The following is a 20,117-nucleotide window of genomic DNA, read 5'->3' on the forward strand; positions in this document are numbered from 1 at the left end:
TCAGATCCGCGCGCGGGTCGAACGCTCGCCACACCGCGCCGCGCGCCCAGCGGACCACGACCGTCCCGGGCCATCGCGGGAGGCGCCCCGGGGCGGCGCGTCACGGCGCGAGGTGGTCGAGTCCTCCAGGCGTCAAGCCGTGGTGCACGAGGGGGGACTCGAACCCCCAAGCCTCCCGGCGCCGGAACCTAAAACCGGTGCGTATACCAATTCCGCCACTCGTGCGCGCGGACGCTTGTGGCACCCTACGCCAGCCTCATCAAGCGGGAAAATCAGTTTGCTGCGTTGCGCCGAACGCGTCAGGGCGGGGTAGCGCGAGCGGTCTGGACATGTGACCCGCGGTACGTCGAGCCTGGAGCAACCGGCGGATCGGCGGACCGCGCCGCCCTGGCGGGGCCGCAAACCTGGGCTGGCCCGTGCGCACGAACCGCCCACCGACGGTCAGCGACGCGGTGGGCAGGCCGACAGGGTGGGGGGGCGCTCTTCGTCGGGGCGGAGAGGCGCCGCGGAGGGAGCGCGAAATGGGCACAGCGGCGGCCCCGGGGTCGGCGGGGCAGCCTCACCGGCAGCGACGCTCGAACAAGCGCGTTGCCGCCGAGAACAGGGGAAACGAGGCCCAGGCGGCGGCGGCGCCTCGCCTTCGGCACGTGCGTTGCGAAGGGGGGACCGTCCGCGGACGCGGATGCTGCCGCTGAACGACGGAGGGGGCGCGCTCGTCGCCGTCCTCGTCGATGCGGCGCAATTCGACTGCAAGCCGCAGGGATACCCGATGACGTACCAACCGAACGTTCTCCTCCTCGATCAGGACCATGTCCTCCGGAGGGCTACGGCGCTCCTCCTCTGCAACCGCGGCGCGCTCGTCAGCCCGGCCGCGACCTTGGAGGAAGCGATCTCCCTCTCCCGCGAGCGCGTCTACGACGTCGCGCTGATCGATCTCGCCCCCGGAACGAAAGGCGCTCGGGAGATCCTGGGCCGCCTGCGGCGCGAGGGCACGATGCCCCGGCGGGTGATCTTCTGTGCCGACGAGCCGGTCTCGTGCGACGGCACGGACGACGTCAGCGAGGTCCTGCTCAAGCCGTACGCCTTCGGTCGGCTGCTCAGCACGATCTTCGTCGACGTCAGCCCCCGGCCATCCGCGCAGTCCGGGATCTTTCCTCGCCTCCGTCTGGTCCAGGGCGAACGCGCCGACCTGGAGGGGAGCCGTCCGAGCGCGCCTGGCGCTGCGGCGGGCGTGGAAGGCGTGGAAGGCCACCCCGCCGAGCGGCGCACCTTCATCGAGCCGAACGGCGCCGCGGTGTACCGGCTCCAGCGCAGGCCGCGCAGCGGCCCCTCCGGGCGGACGCTCAGGCCGTCGCGGCGAGCGCCTCGAGGTGCTCGCCATCCCGGATGACGATCCGCCGCCGGTCGAACGCGATCAGGCCGGCGCGCTTCAGCTTGCCGAGCAGCAGGGTGACCGTCTCGCGGGTGGACCCGATCAGCAGCGCGATGTCCGCGTGCGTGAACGGGGCCGACACCAGCTGGCCAGCGGTGTGGGGCTGCCCCCATCGCCGCGCAGCGGCGCGGAGGAAATCGATCAGGCGCGCTTCGACCGTGCAGAGGAGCAGGGAGCCGAGGCGCGCCTCGGTCTCGAGCTGGCGCGCCACGAGCGCCGCCGCGAGCGCGCCGCGGAGCGCTGCGTCGGAGGCGAGCTGCCGCTCGAGACCGGCGAGCGGCACCACGAGCGCGTCCCCCTCGTCGAGCACCGTCGCGCTCTCGGAGGAGACCGTCGCGCCCGCGAGCGCGCCCTCGCCGACGAGGTCGCCAGGCCCGCGGTGCCCGAGCGGAACCACCCGACCGTCGGCGACGCGCTCGACCTTCACGCGACCCGCCCCGATCAGGAACAGGTGCCTCGGCGGCGCGCCCTGCTGGCAAACGCACTGCCTGCGCGCGAGCCGCTCGACCCTGCCGAGCTCGAACAGCACCCGCCGGCTCGGTGAGGCCAGCGAGGCGAGGGGCGAGCGAGACAGGATCCGCTCCTTCTCGACATCCTGCGAAGCCCCGCCGCGCACGCCCTCCACCTCCATCCCGTGCCCGTGCGTAGGTCCGCGCACCTTCGGCTTTCCCATCGCGCCTTCGCCCAACCTTTCGGGATTTCAAGCCTCCCGATCGGCGGCCGATAGTGCAACGATCGGCGGATGGGGGCCAATCCGAACTGGCTGCGAGCAGAGCTCCGCGCGGGGCGAAAAATCTACCGCGGCGAAGGCTGAAACCATGTTCAGCGGTGTAGGATGCAAGCCCTGCGCTATTTTTTGGTGCAGACGTGAAAGCAAGACCCGGGCCGCTGCCCCGTTCGATGCTACGTTGGGGGTGAGGCCACCAATGAGACACTCGATGGCACGAACCTCGCGCAATGCCCCGGCCCCCGTTCGGCGGGTGGCGCTGGCGGCGAACTGAGAGAAGGAGCTCCTCATGGGCATGGAGATGAAGCTCCAGTTCAAGCTGTCGCAGCAGCTTGTGATGACCCCGCAGCTGGTGCAGGCCATCCGGCTGCTGCAGCTCTCACGGCTCGAGCTGGTCGACGAGATCAGGAAGGAGCTGGACGGCAACCCTGTCCTCGCGGACGACATGACCGACCCGAAGGCGCGGGACGGCGACAAGGGGGATCAGCGGGGGAGGAACGCTGACCTGCCGACGGAGCAGCGGCTCGAGAACGGCGAGCGGTTCGACCGAGACACCGACATCGCGGCGCGCGAGACCGAGAAGCGGGTCAAGGAGGTGGACTGGGAGCAGTTCCTGGAAAACAGGCAGCTCCAGCAGGCCATGCCCGCGCACCGGGGCGGCTTCGAGGAGCTGCCGCCGATCGACCAGAACCTGACCAAGCCGTCGAACCTGCGCGACCACCTGCTCTGGCAGCTCCAGATGAGCGATTTCGTCGAGAACGAGCGGCAGTTCGCGCTGCTCGTCATCGGCAACCTCGACGAGAAGGGGTACCTCGACCTCAAGGGGGGCGAACGTCCGGACGGCACGAGGGGGCCCGACATCAGCCTCGCGGACCTGGCGCGGGAGGCGGAGCTCCACCCCGAGGACGCCGAGGAGGTGCTGTCGATGATCCAGCGCTTCGATCCGGTCGGGGTCGCGGCCCGCGACCTGTCGGAGTGCCTGCGGGTGCAGGCGGAGGTGCTTGGCTTCGACAACATCGAGATGGCCATCATCAAGGACCACCTCCACAACGTGGAGCGGCGCAACTTCCCCGCGATCGCGAAGGCGCTGAAGATCCCGCTGGAGGAGGTCTACGACGCGGTCCAGGAGATCCAGAAGCTGGAGAGCGTGCCGGCGCGCAACTTCGCCGAGGTCGACGAGAAGACCATCGCCATCACCCCGGACGTGTACGTCATCAAGGACGGCACCCAGTTCGTCGTCACCGACAACGACAAGGGGCTCCAGCGGCTCTACATCAACGAGAACCTCGCCCAGCGGATGCTCAGGGACCCGAAGGCGAAGGAGTTCATCAGCGAGAAGCTCCGGAGCGCGCAGTGGCTGATCCGGGCCATCGAGCAGCGGCGGCGCACGATCATCAAGGTGACCGAGTGCATCGTCGAGAAGCAGCGCGAGTTCCTGGAGCGCGGCGTGGGCTACCTGAAGCCCATGATCCTCAGGGACGTCGCCGAGTCGGTGGGCATGCACGAGTCGACCATCTCCCGCGTGACGTCGAACAAGTACGTGCACACGCCCCAGGGGCTCTTCGAGCTGAAGTACTTCTTCAACTCATCCATCCACAGGGTCGCCGACGAAGACATCGCCTCGGAGAGCGTCAAGCAGGCGATCAAGAAGATCATCGCGGCCGAGGACAAGTCGAATCCCTACAGCGACCAGGCGATCGTCAAGATCCTCGAGGAGACGGACGGCATCAAGATCGCCCGCCGCACCGTGGCCAAGTACCGCGAGATGCTCGGCATCCTGAGCTCGTCGAAGCGCAAGAAGATGTTCTGAGCCGCGGCGGCCGTCCGCGGTCGCCCGCCCCTCTGCCACGCCGATCCTCACGGCCCCGAGCCATGCCCGCCGAACCGATCACGGTCGCCCAGATCTTCGAGCGCTTCTTCGCGCCGCTGTACCCGCCCGACGCGCTCGCCGACCTGGCAGGCGTGCGCTCCACGGACGCGAACCCGGCAGGAAACCCGTCGATCCTTGCCCAGATCGACCACGCAGCGGAGGTGTTCGCCCGCCTCGCGCCCGAGGCGTTCGGCGCGCCCGATCTCGGGCTCGACTTCTCCGATGCGTCGGTCCACCGGCTGGGCGCGGCGCTGACGCGCGAGCGACGCGACGCCTGGCTCGCGCCGGCAGGCGGATCGAGCGGCGCGCGCGGAGCGAGCGACGCATCGTCGGCGAGCGCGGGCGGAGAGCCTCCCATGCTCGTCACCCTCGTGACGCACGGGGCGCTCTACGTCGGGGCGTGCGTCGTCAAGAATCACCGCGGAAAATGGCAGGTCCGGAGGCCGCTGTGGGAGTCGCTGGTCCGGCTCGAGTCGAGCGCAGGGACGGGCGATCTCGCGATCTTCCAGTGGTGGCTCAAGGCGCTCAGCGACGAGGAGATCGGCCGTGGCAGGCTCGTGGATCGCTACCGCACCCACGTGGAGGTGCCGACGTTCGACGCGGAGCGGTTGCCGATCCTCGCCGCGGGCGACCGGCGGATCCCGAAGCTCGCGAAGGTCCGTTACGACACGCTCTACAAGCACCTCCGCGCGCACCTGCCGGAGCTCAGGTCCGTGGGCGACGATTTCCCGTCTCCGGAGCGCTTCGAGGAGCTGGGCTTCAAGAGCATGGAGTTCGCGCTGCTCGGCGGCGGGCGGATGCTCCTCATGCACGGGGCGACCGCGGACGGGGTGCACCTGCTCTGGCTCGACGCGAACGGCTTCGTGAAGTCGCTTTACTACCCGGCGGACAGCTTCCCCGCCCACGTGGTCCAGATCGAGGGCCAGAAGATCCGGGTGATCGTGCCCGTCCGCGGCGAGAGCCAGGTGCACGAGATGCTCTGGTGGGGGGCGTAGCCGGCTCGCGCACAGAGCGCGCCGGCGGTAGGCTCGGCCCCGTGCTCTCGCCCGACGTCCGCTTCGAGGGGTTCACCGCGACCGACTGGGTTCGCGTGCTGTCGTTGTTCCGGCCCAGGCGCACGGGCATCGAGGAGCGCGAGGTCGGCCGTGCGCGCGGAGGCGTCGTCGCGGTCCACGCGGGCGGCAGGCTCAGGAAGCTCGTGCACACGGACGCGGGCCGGCTCCGGATCGACGACGCGCAGCGCGCCCTCCCGCTCTCCGCGGAGGAGCTCGCCGCGAGCCACCACGCGAGCTGGGCCGCCGTGATCGAGGCGGGCGTCCTCGAGGCCATCGTGGAGCGGTTCGGGGCGCGGGTGCGGCGCGGCGACGATCTCATCGGCCAGTCGCTCCTGCTGCTGCAGCTCGCCCGCGAGGAGCTCCTCGCGGGCAGGATCGATCTCTGGCCGGCGAAGCTGCGCGGCGTGCCGATGCCCTCGGCGGGCGTCGTGCGCGGCACGCTGGAGTCGCTCGCCGGGGTCGGCAAGACGGTGGTGATCGGCCTGTTCGAAGGCGGGGAGCTCTGGACGAGCGTCGCGCTCCGCCGCGACGCCCGCGGGATCAACCTGATCCTCGGGCCGGACGAGGTGCGCGAGGACATGGGGCTGCTCGCGGGCGACTGGCGCCGCGATTACCGGCACCTCTCGCGCGCCATCGAGGAGCGGGCAGGGGAGCTGTCGCTCGGCTGCTTCGCGGAGGCGGAGACCATCCGGCAGCTCGAGGTCGACCCGAGCCCGGGCGCCTGGGCCAGGGCAGTGGCGGTGCGCGACGTGATCCTCGCGCCGGTGCCGGCCGCCCTCGCCATCCCGCTCGGGATCGACGCGGGGCGCGCGGCGCTCAGCGCGCTCCGCGCGCTCGTGGAGCGGATCGATCCGATGGGGATCGTGGCGCCGGCGGTGCGGGCGGTGCTCGAGCGGGCCGGCACCGACAGCGACATGGCCGCGATGCTGCCGTTCCACCCGCTGGAGCTCCTCCGCAAGCTGATCAGCCGGGATCGCTGAGCCGGCGCGGCCCCGCCGCAGCGCGGCTGGCGCCTCCAGCGCGGCCGCGCTGCCTGGCTCAGGGGTGCGCGGTGCTCGAGTCGCCGCCCTGGACGGCGGGCGCGAGCTGGAAGCGGCGCTCCTCGCAGGCATACGCCGTCGGGGTCAGCTCGATGACGGTGTGCAGCGGGATCGGCAGCGTCGGACACGAGGGCGCGGGGCGATCGACGAGGTAGGCGTAGAGCGCGCGCAGCACCGCCTGGTGGCCGATCACGAGCACGGGCGAGCGCTGGCGCTCGAGCTGGATGATCAGCGGGTCGAGGCGCTGGATGACGTCCTCGTACGACTCGCCGCGCGGGTAGCGGTAGCGGAACTTGTCGGCCGCGCGCGCGTGGAAGACCTCGGGCATCTGCTGGCGGATCTCCTCGTACGTCATGCCCTCGCAGACGCCCGCGTCGATCTCGTCGAGGGCGCGCCAGGCGACGTGGTTCTGCGTCATCGGGCGCGCGGTCTGGATGGTGCGGCGCAGCGTGCTCGTCCAGACGTTGACGTGCTCGTCGCCGGCGCGCTCGCGGATGAACGCGGAGAGGTTCTTCGCGTACTCGTCGCCGCGCGCGCTGAGATCCGAGTCGCCGCCGAGCAGCCCCTTCTCGTTGAACACGCTCTCCCCGTGGCGGGTCAGCCAGATCGGGTGCGGCGTGAGGTGCATGTTCATCAAGAGCGGGACGAGGCGCGCCGGCAGGTAGCCGTGGATGCGGTTCAGCACGACCTGGCGGCCGACGTCGATGATCTTGATGTAGCTCCGCTCCGGCTCGCCGAGCGGCTCGTACGCGCGGGCGTAGTGCGCGATGCGCGCGCGGAAGTCGCGCAGCGCCGCCTCCGGGTCGACGCCCTGGTAGTCCGGCGAGCGGAGCTTCGTCTCGCGGACGTTGGTCTCGATGATCGACTCGTCGTTGCAGATCGACTCGATGAAGACGACCGGGAAGCCGTGCGCCTGGCAGCGCTCTGTGACGAGGTTCCGGCGAGCGCGCGTGCTGTTCGTGGCGTCGTAGATCGCCACCTCGCCGCCGGAGCTGAGCCAGCCGATGAGGTCGTCGAGGGCGGTCATCGCCATGCCGAGGAGCGCCTGGCGTCCCTCGGTGTTGTTGGGGTCGAAGAACTGGTGCGGCTGCGCGGTGCCGAGGTGCGCGCGGCGGTAGTTGCCCACGTTGAAGAGCCGCGTGGGGTGGCCGAGCCACGACAGGTACCGCGCGATCTTGCGGGCGATGGACGTCTTCCCGCGGGCGGGCAGGCCCACCATGGCGAGCACGATCGGCGAGGAGTCGCGCGCGAGCGAGACCATGGGAGCGTTCTAGCCGATGACGGTACGGCCGGCGACGATGACGGAGAGCAGGCGGCCGCTGCGCTGTCCGTCGCGCCGGTACGAGAAGAAGCGGGCGGGGTCACACGCGGTGCAGCCAGGGACGTCCTCGACCGAGGTTGCGTCCAGGCCGACCTCGGTGAGCTGGGCCTTGAGGATGCGGCGGACGTCGACGTGCGGGCGCGCGCCGGGGGCCCCGCGGACGACGGCGGCGGCGCCCGCGCTGGAGCACGCGGCGAGATCGGCGGCGACGTCGTCGCCGACCTCGAAGCAGCAGGCCTCGATGTGCGGGCCGATGGCCGCGACGAGCTCCGCGCCGGGGCCGGCGAGCGAGCGGAGCGCGCGGGCCGCCTCGACCACGACCCGGCGGACGGTCCCACGCCAGCCGCTGTGGACCGCGGCGACGGCGCCGGTCCGGCGATCGGCGAGGAGGATCGGGGCGCAGTCGGCGCTGCGGACACCGCAGCCGACGCCGGGTACCCGCGAGAGCGTCACGTCCCCCACCTCGCGGACGACGTCGTCGCGATCCTCCTCACCGGTGAGGACCCGCGCCTCGACGCCGTGGACCTGGCTGAGGAAATAGAGCCGCGCGGCCGGGATGCCGAGGCGCCGCGCGGCGCGCTCCAGGTTCTCCCGGACGGCGGCGGGGTCGTCGCCGAGGGCGATGGCGAAGCTCAGGGTGTCCCACGGGGGGGCGCTGACGCCGCCGCGCCGCGTGAAGAAGGCGTGCGAGAAGCCGGCGGCGGCGATGAGCGGGCTCTCGAGCGCCTCGGCGGCCCCGGGGTCGTCGATTTTTACGGTCATTTTGGCTCCACGGCGGGATCCGCTGCGTCGGCTGCTTCGGTCATAGACGATACGGGTGGGTTGCGTGGTATTTTCCGGCTCCACGCATGGCTGCCGGTCCGGACCCGAACATCGGTCGAGATCTGCTCGGAGGGCAGTTCCAGATCCTTCAGAAGATCGGCTCCGGCGGCATGGGGTCGGTCTACAAGGCCGCACAGCCGGCGATGAACCGGATGGTGGCGGTGAAGATCCTCCACCCCAAGCTCGCGAACCGGAAGGATCTCGTGTCCCGCTTCCGCCGCGAGGCGCGGGCGATGAGCCACCTCACGCACCCGAACACGGTCAAGGTGCTGCTCTACGGCGAGCTCGAGGACGGCTCGCTGTACATCGTGATGGAGTACCTGGAGGGCAAGAACCTGAACCAGGTGGTCCGCAAGGAAGGGCCGCTGCCCGTCGAGCGCGCGATCCCGGTCCTCATCCAGGTCTGCGGCGCGCTGCAGGAGGCGCACATCCAGGGGATCGTGCACCGCGATCTCAAGCCCGAGAACATCTTCCTGTCGACCAACGGCGGGCTGAAGGACTACCCGAAGGTGCTCGACTTCGGCCTCGCGAAGGTGACGGAGCGCGAGCTCAGGCCGGGGTCGGTGATGCTCACGCAGGAGGGCATGGTCTTCGGGACGCCGGAGTTCATGTCGCCCGAGCAAGCGCAGGGCAAGGTGCTCGACGCGCGGAGCGACATCTACTCGCTCGCGACGATCCTGTACGAGGTGCTCACGGGCAAGCTGCCGTTCGAGGCGCGGACGCCCATGGAGTACATCCAGCACCACGTGACGAGGAACCCGATCCCGCTCGACGAGCGCGTCCCCGGGAAGCAGTTTCCGCCGGGGCTCGGCGCGGTGCTCGGCAAGGCGCTCGAGAAGCGGCCCGAGGACCGGTTCGAGTCGGCCGCGGAGTTCGCGGACGCGCTCAAGCCGTTCGCGGGCGGCGCGGGCAAGGGCTACACGGCGATGATGCCGAAGAAGGCGAACGCGGTGCTCGAGCAAGCGTCGAAACAGCACGCAGCCGCGCTCCAGGCGAGCAAGGCGCCCGCGTCGTCCGCGTTCAAGTCGCCGGCGAAGACGGTGAAGATGGTCCAGCAGCCGCCGGCGCCGTCCGCGAAGCCAGCGCCCGCGCCGGCGCCCCTCGCCAAGCAGCCCACCAAGGCGCCGGCCAAGGTGGAGGCGAAGCCGCTGCTCCTCGTCGGCATCGCGGCGGGCTGCCTGATCGCAGGCATCCTGATCACCATCGTGGCCATGCGGCTGTTCCAGGGCTGATCCTCCGCGAGCGCGCCCCGGATCGAGGCGGGCCTCCGCGGGCGTGCTAGCGTCGCCGCGCCGGCGCGCCGGGCGCTCTGGATGCGCATCGCCTGCGCCAGCGTTCACGGGGACGGCGTCATGGCCTCGGAGCAATCACGGAACCCAGGGGGAAACGAGAACGATCCGGTCGGGAAGACCGATGCGCCGGATCGGGCGTCGGAGCCGCTGCGTCAGGCGTCGGAGCCGCTGCGTCGAGCGTCGGATCCGCTGCGTCAGGCGTCGGATCCGCTGCGCCGAGCGTCGGATCCGCTGCGTCAGGCGTCGGAGCCGCCGGCGCGGCGGTCGGGGCCGCCGGGGCGAGGGAGCGAGCCGCCGGAGCGGATCAGCAGGGCCACGCGGCCGGCGAGCGCGCCGCACATCGAGGGCGCGCAGCGCTTGTCCAGCCAGCCGGAAGGCGCGCCCCCGCAGGAGAGAGGCCCCAGGATCGCGACGTGGGCGAAGCGCATCGGGATCGCGCTCGCGGCGCTGCTCGTCCTCGCCGCCGCCACGATCGCGCTCGTCATCCGGCACTACGAGGCGGATCTCCCCTCGACCCGCGAGCTCAAGGACTACCGGCCCCCGCAGGTGACGCGCATCCTCGCGCGCGACGGGACGCGCCTCGGCGAGGTCTTCACCGAGCGGCGCACCGTGGTGCGCATCGGCGAGATCCCGAGCCAGGTGAAGCTGGCCGCGCTCGCCGCCGAGGACGCAGGCTTCTACGAGCACGCAGGGCTGAACTACCTCGGCATGCTCCGCGCGCTCGCGGTGAACCTCCGCTCGACCCGGGCCCGGCAGGGCGCGAGCACCATCACGCAGCAGGTCGTGAAGAACGTCCTGCTCACGCCGGATCGGACCTTCAACCGCAAGGCGCGCGAGATCATCCTCGCCCGCAAGATCGAGCAGGAGCTCACCAAGGACGAGATCCTGGAGCTCTACCTCAACAAGATCTACTTCGGCCACGGCCGCTACGGGGTCGAGGAGGCGAGCCGCTACTACTTCGGGAAGAGCGTGCGCGACGTGACGCTCGCCGAGGCCGCGCTGCTCGTCGCCATCGTGAAGGGGCCGTCGGTGTACTCGCCGCGGGTGAACCTCGAGCGCGCCGTGGCGCGGCGGGACTTCGTGCTCGATCAGATGCAGCGCAAGGCCTTCGCGGACGAGATCCAGGTGGCGCAAGCGAAGCAGGAGCCGGTCGTGCTCGCCATCGAGACCGAATCGCTCGCCGAGCTCGCGCCCGAGGTGGTCGCCGAGGCGCAGCGCGTGCTGCGCGAGCTCGTCGGGCCCGCCGCGCAGCAAGGCGGCTACACCATCACGACCACGATCGATCCGGCGATGCAGGCGGCGGCGCGCGCGTCCGTCCGCAAGAACCTCGACGCCTACGCGAAGCGGCACAAGCTGCTCGGCCCGCTCGCGCGGAGCAAGAAAGAGCCGCCGGCCTTCGATGGGACGCCCGCCGGCCACAGGGTCTTCCGGGGGGTCGTGACGGGCGCCGACGACGCGCGAGGGACGCTCTCGGTGCGCGTGGGCACGCTGGAAGGCACGGTCACGCTCCGCGGCGCGCAGCGGTACAACCCGAACGGGCTCCCGCCGAGCAAGTTCGCCGACGTCGACAAGGTGGTGCGCGTCAGCCTGATCGGCCCCGCGCCGGAGCCGGTCGTCGAAGCGGCCGCCGCAGGCCAGGACGAGGACGAGGACGCCGCCGGAGAGGCAGGGCGCGCCGCGCCCGCGGGCAAACCGGGGAAGCCCGAGGCCCCGGTGCCGCTGCGGCTCGAGCTCGGACCCGAGGGGGCGCTCGTCGCGATCGACGTGCGGACGCGCGAGATCGTCGCCCTCGTCGGCAGCTACGAGGCGATGCGCGGCGGGCTCGACCGGGCGACGTTCGCGCGGCGGCAGCCAGGATCGACGTTCAAGGCGTTCGTCTACGGCTACGGCATCCACGCGCGCACGCTGACGCCGGCGACGATCCTCGACACCGATCCGCTGGCCATCGCCGGGTACAAGCCGCAGAACTACGACGAGAGCGAGGGGAAGTCGCCGGCGCGGCTCCGGGAGGCGGCGGCGCACAGCGTGAACGTGGCCGCGGTGTCGGCGCTGTCGCGCGTCGGCGCCTCGAACGTGGTCGCCTTCGCCGGCGCGCTCGGCGTCCAGTCGAAGCTCGGCGCAGACCTGTCGCTCGCCCTCGGCGCCTACGAGGTCACGCCGCGCGAGATGGCCGCCGCGTACGCGAGCATCGCCGCGGGCGGCGTCCACGAGCAGCCTGTCCTGATCACGAAGATCGTCGGGCCCGGCGGGGTGGAGATCCCGCTGCCGCCACGCCCTCCGGGGCACCGCGTGATGGAGGAGGCGGAGGCCTACGTGCTCACGAGCGTGCTGACGTCGGTCGTGCAGAGCGGGACCGCCAGGCAGGCGCGCTCGCTGGGGCGCCCGATCGCCGGCAAGACGGGGACGACGAACCAGTCGAAGGACACCTGGTTCGTGGGCTACTCGACCGACATCGCGTGCGCCGTGTGGACCGGCTACGACGACGCGGCGCCGCTCGGCAGCGGTGAGACGGGCGCCATGGCGGCGCTGCCGGCGTTCGTGGACTTCATGAAGCAGGCGCACGCGAAGCGCCCGGCCGCCGATTTCCCGGTGCCGAACGGCGTCGTGCGCGTGAAGATCGATCCGCTGACGGGTCTCCTCGCGCGTGAGGGGCAGGAAGACGCCATCGAGGAGGTGTTCGTCGCCGGGACGGAGCCGACCGAGGAGGCGCAGGTGCCCGAGGCGGACGCGGGCGCGGAGCCGGCGGACGGCGTGGCGCCAGCCGAGCAGCAGGGCACCCCGCCGACGCCAGGCGAGGGGCCGCGGCCGGTGGAGCCAGGGGCCGCGCCAGCGCCGGTCGAGTCGGAGCACGCGCCGGAGCCGGGCCCGCTGCCGACCGGCGAGACGGCGCCGCCGCCGTTCTGAGCGGCGCACAAGATCGGAGGGCTCGGAGGGGCGTCAGGAGCGACGGTGATGCCCCCAGGCCGAGGGCGGCGACACCGCCGGACGAGGAAAGCGCGACCGCGGCATTTTTCCTGTCCGGAATGCGGGGCGCTCGACGTCTCGCTCCAGGAAGCGGCGGGCGGGGGCTCGCCAGCCTCCGAAAGGAGCCGATTTGTGAAACTTTACATCGTTCCGGGATCGCCCAACTGCCGCAAGGTCCAGGCCGTCGTCCACGAGCTGTCGGTGCCCGTCGAGACGATCCTCGTCGACTTCGCTACAGGCGCGCACAAGAGCCAGGATTACCTCGCGATTAACCCGAACGGCCTCGTTCCGAGCCTTGTAGACGGAGATCTGCGGCTCTGGGAGTCCAACGCGATCATGCAGTATCTTGCGGATACCCATGGCGCGACGTCGCTGTTTCCCCGCGACCCCAGGCGGCGCATCGATGTGGTTCGCTGGCAGTGCTGGGAGCTCTCGCACTTCGGGCGTGCCCTCGGAGCGGTGCTCTTCGAGCGGTTGTTCAAGCCGCTCATGGGGGGGCAGCCCGACGAGGTGGTCGCCCGGCGCGCCCTCGAGCAGTTCCAGCCGTACGCGGCGCTGCTGGAGGCGCACCTGAAGGCGCGCGCATTCGTGGCCGGTGACGCGGTGACGCTCGCCGATTACTCGCTCGGGTGCCAGCTGCCCATGGCCGCCCTCGGCCGCGTCGACCTGGCGCCGTTCCCGAACCTCCGCGCGTGGCTCGCCCGGCTCGACGAGCGGGAAGCGTGGCGCGCGACCGCGATGCCGGCTGCGATGGCGCAGGCGCTCGAGCAGGCGGCGCATCGCTCGGAGCGCGGAGGAGCGTGACGACAATGACGGGCGGAGCCGAGCTCTTCTCGCGGCTCTCCGAGCGGTGGGCCCTCGAGCCGAGCGTCGCGCGCAGCACGATGATGGGCTTCCCGTGCCTTCGCGTGGGGGGCCGGTTCTTCGCGTCGATCGACCGCGACGGGAGGCACCTCGTCGTCAAGCTCCCGGCGGCGCGCGTCGCTGCGGCGATCACCGCCGGTGAGGGGGCGGTGTTCGCGCCGAGCGGGAGGATCTTTCGTGAGTGGCTCGCTGTGCCGCTCGAGCACGCCGCGCGGTGGGAATCGTATCTGCAGGCGTCGTACGCGTTCGCGCGAGGAGATATCGGATGATCTATGTCCTTTTGATCCACAGCGCGCGCCCCGAGGGCGATCCGCTCCCCGCGGCGGACGAGCGCGCGGTGCTGGACCGTCACCGCGCCCTCCAGCAAGAGGCGACCGCGCGCGCCGAGCTGCTCGCCGTGGCGAGGCTCGACGGGCGAGACAAGGCGCGTACGGTGCGCGTGCAGGGGGCGACCGCGACGATCACCGATGGGCCCTACATGGAGACCAAGGAGTGGCTCGTTGGCTTTTACCTGATCGAGTGCGCCGATGAGACCATCGCCGCGGCCCGGGCGCAGCAGATCTGCCCGGCGGATGGATCCGTGGAGATCCGGCCTGTCACCTGGCAGCGCACGCCGTAGTCATGGAGGGGTTCGCCCCGTTGCTCCGCCGCGCGTATGCGCCCGTGCTCGCGCGGCTGCTGCGCCACACGCGGGATCTGCACGCGGCGGAGGACGCGGTGCAGGAGGCCGTCGCCAGGGCCCTCGCGACGTGGCCAGAGCGGGGCGTCCCCGACGCGCCGGAGGCGTGGCTCGTGCGCGTCGCCACGAACATCCACAGAGACGGCTTGCGGCGGCGGTGCGGAGAGCAGCGGCACGCGACCGCGCTCGCGGCGCTCGCGGCGCGATGTCCCTGGTCCGAGGCGCTGCTCTCGGCGCCGGACGCCGCGCGGTGGCCGGACGATGTCCTGCGCCTCGTCGTCACCTGCTGCGATCCCGCGCTCGGCCTCGAGGAGCGGACGGCGCTGGCGCTGTCGACGGTCGCGGCGCTCTCCACGGACGAGATCGCGCATGCGTTTCTGGTGAGCGCGCAGGCGATGGAGCGCCGGCTGACCCGGGCGCGCGAGAGGCTCCGGGAGCGGCGCAAGCACTACGAAGTCCCGCGGCTGGAGGAGGCGCCGGAGCGGCTCCACGCCGTGCTCGCGGTGATCCACCTCGTCTTCAACGCGGGATACTGGTCCCGTGGCGACGAGGCGCCGATACGTCGTGGCCTCACCCGGCTATCGATGCACCTGGCTCGGGCTCTCGACGCAACGCTGCCACGGGTACCCGAGGTGCAGGGCCTGCTGTCTCTGCTGCTCCTGCACGCGGCGCGCATGCCGGCCCGGACCGACGAGGAAGGGCAGCCCCGGAGCCTCGAGCAGCAGGACCGATCGAGGTGGGACAGCGCCGCGATCGACGAGGCCTGCGCGTTGCTGCGAGAGGCGCTCGAGCGGGGGCGCCCCGGCCCCTACCAGATCGAAGCCGCGATCGCGGCGGTCCACTGCTCGGCGCCGCGCGCCGAGGACACCGACTGGCTCCAGATAGCGATCCTCTACGAGTCGCTCGAGCAGCACCGCCCGGGCCCGATCGTGCGCGTGAACCGTGCTTTCGCGGTCGCCCGGGCGCTGGGCGCGGCGGAAGGGTTGAAGCTGATCGCGACGGCCATCGATCACCCGGCTCTGGCGCGTTACCCCTATGCTCACCTCGTCCAGGGCGTCCTGCTCGAGGAGACGGGGAGGGTGGATCAAGCGCTGGCGGCCCTCGAGCGAGCCCGCGATTGCGCGGCCAACGCCGCAGAGCGCGCGCAGATCGAGCAGCGCATCGACGCGCTCCGGCCGCGGGCCCTGTGCGCGGCCGCGCCAGCCCCTGACGCGACGATCGCGGCCGTGGCCGCGCGCGGAGATCGCGCAGCGCGGATCCCCGAGCCCGAATGAACGAGCGCGCCTCACTCGCGAAGGGCGCCCGCCCCGGGGAACGGGCCCATGACCGCCAGCGTGAGGCCGTCCTCCTGCATGTTCACGAAGAGCGCCGTGCCGTCGGGCGAGAAGCACACGCCGGAGAGCTCTCTCATGCTCCGCGCATTGCGCGCGAAATCGAAGATCTGCCCGTCCAGCGTCACACCTCGAAGGTAGTTCCCTCGATAGCCATCCTCCGCCATGAAGAGCTCTCCCCAGGGGGCGATGGTGATGTTGTCGGGAGCGTCCAGCTCGTTCGTGTCCGTCGATTGCGCGACGACCCCGAGCGTGCCGCCATCTCCCTGGGGGACCAGCTGGAAGATCTGCCCGGCCCCGGCCGGGCCGCCGATCGTCGCGCAGATGTACACGACGCCTTGCGATAGGCAGACGCCCTCCCCGCGCCGGAAGATCGCGGCCCCCTTGGCCCGGGCCTCCCTCCTGACCGTGTCGTCGCGTGGATCGGGCTCGTCGATATCCACCCACGCGATGTCGCGCGGCTCCTCGAGCTCCCAGCCGGAGGTCTCGGCGTTGCGCGCCCCGACGACGCAGAGCGCCTGGAGCTTGCCCTCGAACGGAGCGGCGGGGTCCGCCGGCTTGAAGCGGTAGAAGCAGCCGTCCGGGCGATCCTCGGTCAGGTAAGCGATCCTCGTCGTGGGATCGACGACCGCCGCCTCGTGGTGGAAGCGGCCATAGCCCGTCAGGCGGCGCGGGGCCTCCACCCTGGACGCGGTAGCCGCGCAGACGAAGACGTAGCCGTGGCGAGCGTCGACATTCTCTTCGCAGCTGAGCCAGCCCCAGGGGCTCGGGCCGCCCGCGCAGTTCCGGTTCGTGCCAACGAGCACGAGATTGCTCGAGCGACGCTCGAACGTCGCAGCGTCCAGCACGAGCCTCGTGACGCCGCCCATGCTCGCCGCGTCGTACGCCTCCGCCGGCGCGCCCTGGCCGGATCGATACGGGCCAATGCCCTTATCAGCAGGCGAATTCTCATGATTCCTGAGCAGGACGACGGTGCCGTCGGCCCCAGGAAAACACCCCATGCCGTCCGGCCGGCCGGGAACTCGGTAACCGTCGTCCATCTCGCCGCCGGCGCGCTCGAGGACCCGATACGTGAAGCCCGCAGGGAGGTCGAGGATGCCCGCGGGATCGGGCACGAGAGGCCCGAACCGGCCGGCCGCCTGCGTCCTCCGCGAGAAGATCAGCGAGAACGGTAGGGTCAGCGTCGCGGCTGCAGCTCCACCGACGCGCAGGAATGAACGCCTCGGGATGCGTCGTCGCATGGAGATGATCTACGTCGGAACACCATCACGCGAAAGGCACGGAAGGCAATTGCCACATGGGCGCCGCGGGGCCGATGCACGAGAGGAACGCAGGGCCGCGCGCAAGGAGAGGTCGAGTCGTTGAGCGCGCTGGCCGGGACACACGCCACCTTCGTGGCGTCATCCCACCTGGCCTTCGTCAGCGACGTTACGGCCCAGGACCTTCGAGGACACCCGGCCGACGAGCCGCCGCAGGACCTGCTTCGCGCCGATCGCGCCGCCAGCGCCCACCGCGAAGACGAGAGGCGCCGCGGCGCCGCCGGTCACCGCGACGAGGCCCGCCGCGAGCAGCACGCCGGCGCCGGTCGCCACCGCGCCTGTCGAGGCCTCCTGCGCCGCGTGCGCGAGCGCTTCCTTCCTCGTCATCTCGCCTCGCTGGTAGGCCGTGACGCCCTCGTAGGCACCGAAGGCGCCGTCGATCACGAACCCGATGCCGGCCGCCTTGCCCGCGCCCTTCAGGACCTCCCGGCCCGCGGCCCTCATCGCCTCTCGGGCCAGCCCCTTCGCGACCGCGGCCGAGACGCCGTCGGTGAGCGCGGCCTGGCCCGCGTGCCGCCCCGCCGCCTGCACGACGATCGCGGCGGCCTGCGCTCCGCCCTGATCCGCGATGATCTTCGCCGTCGTCTGAGCGCCCAGCGAGAGCCCGGGCGCGAGCGCGTCCACGACCGCCGTGGTGTTCTCGACCATCACGCGCCGCAGGCCCTCCCGCGCGCCCTCGTCGAGGAGCCTCTTGCCCGCCGCCGAGAACAGCGCCTCCGCCGCCCCGCGGACGGCGACCGCGCCGCTCCCTGCAATCGAACCAAGGATCTTGTTTCGCTGTGAGCTCATCTCGACCTCCCCGCCTCGCGCGCCCTCGCCTCGATCATGGGGTAGCGCCCGGGTGCGGAAAGACAAGCTCAGCGACCCGCGCTCCCACGCCGCCGCGTCACGGCGCCGGTCGCGCCCGATCGCCGAACCTCAGAACCTCACGAGCAGGCGCGAGCCGAGGCCGCCCGGCGCTGGCGTGAGGACGAGCTCTGCCGCCGGCTTGCCAGAGGCCGGCGCCGTGGGCTTGGAAGGGCTCAGCAGGAGCAGCGTGACGCCGGCGCCGATCCCGACCAGGCCGACGCCGGCGAAGACGCCGGCGAGCGTCGAGGCGGTCTTGCCCGTGTCGTAGTCGCCCTGGAGCGACGGCGGGCACTCGTAAGCGCCTCCGCCGGCGGGGGAGCACCCGTCCTCGACCGCGGACAGCGCGCCGGCGCGCACGGCCAGCGCCACGACGGTCGCGATCGCGCCAGCGCCGCCGACGCCGAGCGCGACGTAGCCGCCCATGCGAATGCCGCTGGCCGGCGTGCCGGAGGCGCTCGGCGCGGAGAGCGCGTCGCGCCCCGGGAGCGGCGCGGGCACGGTCAGCGTCACGACCTGACGGGCGCCAGGCGTGAGCTCGGCGCGCTCCGTGATCGGCGCGGCGCCGCCGTAGAACAGCTCGACCGTGTGGGCGCCGAGATCGCGCTCGAGCTCGACGCCGAGGAGCCTCGGGTCGAGGGGCTTGCCGTCCAGCACCACCTGGACCGGCGGCCGCCCCTCGGCGCCTTTCAGCCGGACGGTCAACGTCCCGACCTTGCTGCCGAGCGCCCGGTAGCGGGCCTCGGCGTCATCGCTCCACCCGGCGTACTTGGCCTCGTTGGACTGGAGCGCGGCGCGCCGGAGATCCCACCAGTCTCGCCTCGCCGAGGCATAGCGGCCGAGCTCCTCCTCGCACTCGGCGATGTTCCGGAGCGCGCCGAGCCCCTCGGGGTAGATCTCCAGCGCGCTCCGGAAGGCGATGACCGCCTGCTCGCACTGTCCGGTGCTCCGCAGCTCGCGCCCCCGGGCGAACAGCGTCTTCGCGTCCTCCTCGGCCCCGACGGCGAGCGCGCGCGCCGGCGCCGCCGCGAGCATGGCGACGCTGCAGAGCGTGATGAGCCGTCGCTCAAAAGGTCTCACTCTTGTCGATCTCCTTGCGGCGCCGGGGCACCGTGGGCGCGGTGGTCGCCGTCGCGCGCGGGGCGGCCCTGTCAGCCCCGGGGCGGCGCAGGGACGAGCGCGGCTGCGCAGGCGCTGCGGAGGCAGGCGGCGCGGGCGCCGCCGCGGAGGCCGGCGGCTCGGCCGTGGCCGGCGGCTCGGCCGTGGCCGGCGGCTCGGCCGCGGCGGGCTGCTGCGGCGGGGGCGGCGAGCGCAGCGCGATCGCCTGGAGCGCGCCCCGCACGCCGGGGGCCATGAGCCGCGCCGGCTGTTCCAGGCGCGGCCGATCGAGCAGGCGCGCCGCCAGCGCGGCGGTCCCCCCGAGCGCGGTCAGGCAGGCCAGCGCCACGGCGGGCGCCACCCGAGGCCGCCGCGGCGGCGCGACCTCCGCGGGCCGCTCGGGCGGCGGCGCCGAGAGCGCGGCGTGGTAGGCCTCCACCATCTCGCGGATCGAGGTGAACCGCTGCGCCGGCCCCTTCGCGAGGGCGCGCGAGAACCAGGCGTCGAGCCCCTGGGGAAGCGATCGCCGGACCTCCGTGGCAGGCTCGAAATCGCGGGTGCTGACCGCCACGATGATCTCCGCGATGCTGTTGCCTTGAAAAGGCGTCCAGTCCGTCAGCACCTCGTAGGTCAGCACGCCGAGCGCCCAGACATCGGCCCGCGCGTCGACCGCGAGCGGCGAGGCGAGCTGCTCCGGGCTCATGTAGTTCGGCGAGCCCAGCATGACGTCGGCCTCCGTCTCCTGCGGCCGATCCAGGCCTAGATCGCCGTGCAGCGCCTTGGCGATGCCAAAATCCGCGACCTTCACCGTCAGCTCCGCGCCGGGCGTGCCGACGAGCATCACGTTCGAAGGCTTCAGATCGCGGTGCACGATGCCCATGTCGTGCGCCACGGTGAGCGCGTCCCCGATCTGATCAAGGATGTGCCCGAAGCGCACCGGATCGATCGGTCCCTTCTGGCGCACCTCGGCGAACAGCGTTCGCCCCGGGATGTGCTCCATCACCAGGTAAGGGATGTCGTCGTGGACCCCTGCGTCGTGGACCGCGACGATGTGCCGCGTGCGCGCGCTCAGGCGGGCCGAGATCTGGGCCTCGAACCGGAACCTCTCCAGGACGGTGCGGCTCCGCTCCGCGTCGCCGGTCAGCGAGGCGCTGAGGAACTTCACGGCGAGCTCGGTCTTGAGCGTGACGTGCACGGCGAGCCAGACCTCGGCCATGCCTCCGCGCCCGAGCGGTCGGACCAGCCGGTATTTGCCCTCGACGACCTCGTCGGGGGTGTGCTGCCAGATGTCCGACTCGTCGGCGCCGGCCTGACGAGCCGCCGCGCTCTGGCTGATCCGCACGGTCGGCGGTATGCGGGGCGTGGCGGCGTCCACGCCCGAAGGATAGTGGATGCTGCGCGCGGGACTGGCACTTTTCGACAGTCCTCGCCGCCGTCGCCCTCTGGCCAGCGCGGGA

Annotated in this window: 17 protein-coding genes and 1 tRNA gene; 10 read left to right on the top strand and 8 right to left on the bottom strand. The window is 71.9% G+C overall.

The annotated features are described in order from the left end of the window. Window positions 1-140: 140 nt before the first annotated feature. Window positions 141-225: transfer RNA gene (locus tag WME73_RS00160), tRNA-Leu, on the bottom strand. A gap of 457 nt (window positions 226-682) precedes the next feature. Here WME73_RS00160 and WME73_RS00165 point away from each other — a divergent pair. Then, complete coding sequence (locus WME73_RS00165) at window positions 683-1,390, top strand: response regulator (protein ID WP_437743538.1); 708 nt, start codon at window positions 683-685, stop codon at window positions 1,388-1,390. Here WME73_RS00165 and WME73_RS00170 read toward each other — a convergent pair. Beyond that, on the bottom strand, window positions 1,344-2,105 hold the full coding sequence (locus tag WME73_RS00170) for a Crp/Fnr family transcriptional regulator (RefSeq protein ID WP_437743539.1): 762 nt from the start codon (window positions 2,103-2,105) through the stop codon (window positions 1,344-1,346). The genes WME73_RS00165 and WME73_RS00170 overlap by 47 nt on opposite strands. A 343-nt stretch (window positions 2,106-2,448) precedes the next feature. Between WME73_RS00170 and rpoN the strand changes: the two genes are divergently transcribed. The 3 genes from rpoN (at window position 2,449) to WME73_RS00185 (ending at window position 6,064) form a co-directional block, all read left to right on the top strand. Beyond that, window positions 2,449-3,969, top strand: coding sequence for an RNA polymerase factor sigma-54 (gene rpoN, locus WME73_RS00175; RefSeq protein WP_437743540.1), 1,521 nt, complete (start codon window positions 2,449-2,451; stop codon window positions 3,967-3,969). Window positions 3,970-4,031: 62 nt separating this feature from the next. Beyond that, window positions 4,032-5,024: a hypothetical protein gene (locus tag WME73_RS00180; RefSeq protein WP_437743541.1), complete on the top strand. Its 993-nt coding sequence runs from the start codon at window positions 4,032-4,034 to the stop codon at window positions 5,022-5,024. Between the two features lie 41 nt (window positions 5,025-5,065). Beyond that, the gene (locus WME73_RS00185; RefSeq protein WP_437743542.1) at window positions 5,066-6,064 is read left to right on the top strand and encodes a hypothetical protein; all 999 of its coding nucleotides are present in this window, start codon (window positions 5,066-5,068) and stop codon (window positions 6,062-6,064) included. A gap of 58 nt (window positions 6,065-6,122) precedes the next feature. Here the strand turns inward: WME73_RS00185 and WME73_RS00190 are convergent, their stop codons facing one another. Beyond that, entirely contained in the window at window positions 6,123-7,385 is a 1,263-nt protein-coding gene (locus WME73_RS00190; RefSeq protein WP_437743543.1) for a bifunctional nucleoside/nucleotide kinase/histidine phosphatase family protein, read from the bottom strand. 9 nt (window positions 7,386-7,394) lie between these two features. Then, the gene (gene pgeF / locus WME73_RS00195) at window positions 7,395-8,207 is read right to left on the bottom strand and encodes a peptidoglycan editing factor PgeF (protein WP_437914361.1); all 813 of its coding nucleotides are present in this window, start codon (window positions 8,205-8,207) and stop codon (window positions 7,395-7,397) included. Window positions 8,208-8,293: 86 nt separating this feature from the next. Between pgeF and WME73_RS00200 the strand changes: the two genes are divergently transcribed. From WME73_RS00200 to WME73_RS00225, 6 genes are all read left to right on the top strand, one after another. Next, window positions 8,294-9,499: a serine/threonine-protein kinase gene (locus WME73_RS00200; RefSeq protein ID WP_437743545.1), complete on the top strand. Its 1,206-nt coding sequence runs from the start codon at window positions 8,294-8,296 to the stop codon at window positions 9,497-9,499. A 120-nt stretch (window positions 9,500-9,619) separates the two neighbouring features. Next, entirely contained in the window at window positions 9,620-12,463 is a 2,844-nt protein-coding gene (locus WME73_RS00205) for a PBP1A family penicillin-binding protein (protein WP_437914362.1), read from the top strand. A gap of 192 nt (window positions 12,464-12,655) precedes the next feature. Then, a complete protein-coding gene (locus tag WME73_RS00210; RefSeq protein WP_437914363.1) occupies window positions 12,656-13,327 on the top strand; it encodes a glutathione S-transferase family protein in 672 nt (223 codons plus the stop codon). A 5-nt stretch (window positions 13,328-13,332) separates the two neighbouring features. Then, the gene (locus WME73_RS00215) at window positions 13,333-13,656 is read left to right on the top strand and encodes a hypothetical protein (RefSeq protein WP_437743548.1); all 324 of its coding nucleotides are present in this window, start codon (window positions 13,333-13,335) and stop codon (window positions 13,654-13,656) included. Continuing rightward, a complete protein-coding gene (locus tag WME73_RS00220; RefSeq protein WP_437914364.1) occupies window positions 13,653-14,006 on the top strand; it encodes a YciI family protein in 354 nt (117 codons plus the stop codon). Before WME73_RS00215 ends, WME73_RS00220 begins: the two co-directional genes overlap by 4 nt. A 2-nt stretch (window positions 14,007-14,008) precedes the next feature. Beyond that, complete coding sequence (locus WME73_RS00225; RefSeq protein ID WP_437914365.1) at window positions 14,009-15,340, top strand: RNA polymerase sigma factor; 1,332 nt, start codon at window positions 14,009-14,011, stop codon at window positions 15,338-15,340. An 11-nt stretch (window positions 15,341-15,351) separates the two neighbouring features. Here WME73_RS00225 and WME73_RS00230 read toward each other — a convergent pair whose 3' ends face one another. The 4 genes from WME73_RS00230 to WME73_RS00245 all read right to left on the bottom strand — a co-directional run bounded on the left by WME73_RS00230 (window position 15,352) and on the right by WME73_RS00245 (window position 20,035). Next, window positions 15,352-16,638: an alkaline phosphatase PhoX gene (locus WME73_RS00230; protein WP_437914366.1), complete on the bottom strand. Its 1,287-nt coding sequence runs from the start codon at window positions 16,636-16,638 to the stop codon at window positions 15,352-15,354. Window positions 16,639-16,797: 159 nt separating this feature from the next. Continuing rightward, on the bottom strand, window positions 16,798-17,505 hold the full coding sequence (locus WME73_RS00235; protein WP_437914367.1) for a hypothetical protein: 708 nt from the start codon (window positions 17,503-17,505) through the stop codon (window positions 16,798-16,800). 129 nt (window positions 17,506-17,634) lie between these two features. Then, complete coding sequence (locus WME73_RS00240; RefSeq protein WP_437743553.1) at window positions 17,635-18,642, bottom strand: tetratricopeptide repeat protein; 1,008 nt, start codon at window positions 18,640-18,642, stop codon at window positions 17,635-17,637. Continuing rightward, window positions 18,629-20,035 (bottom strand): serine/threonine-protein kinase, encoded by a 1,407-nt coding sequence (locus tag WME73_RS00245; RefSeq protein WP_437914368.1) that lies wholly within the window; start codon window positions 20,033-20,035, stop codon window positions 18,629-18,631. Before WME73_RS00245 ends, WME73_RS00240 begins: the two co-directional genes overlap by 14 nt. Window positions 20,036-20,117 lie beyond the last annotated feature (82 nt).

The sequence above is a fragment of the Sorangium sp. So ce302 genome (assembly GCF_051530145.1).
GTDB classification, from domain to species: Bacteria; Myxococcota_A; Polyangia; order Polyangiales; family Polyangiaceae; genus Sorangium; species Sorangium cellulosum_B.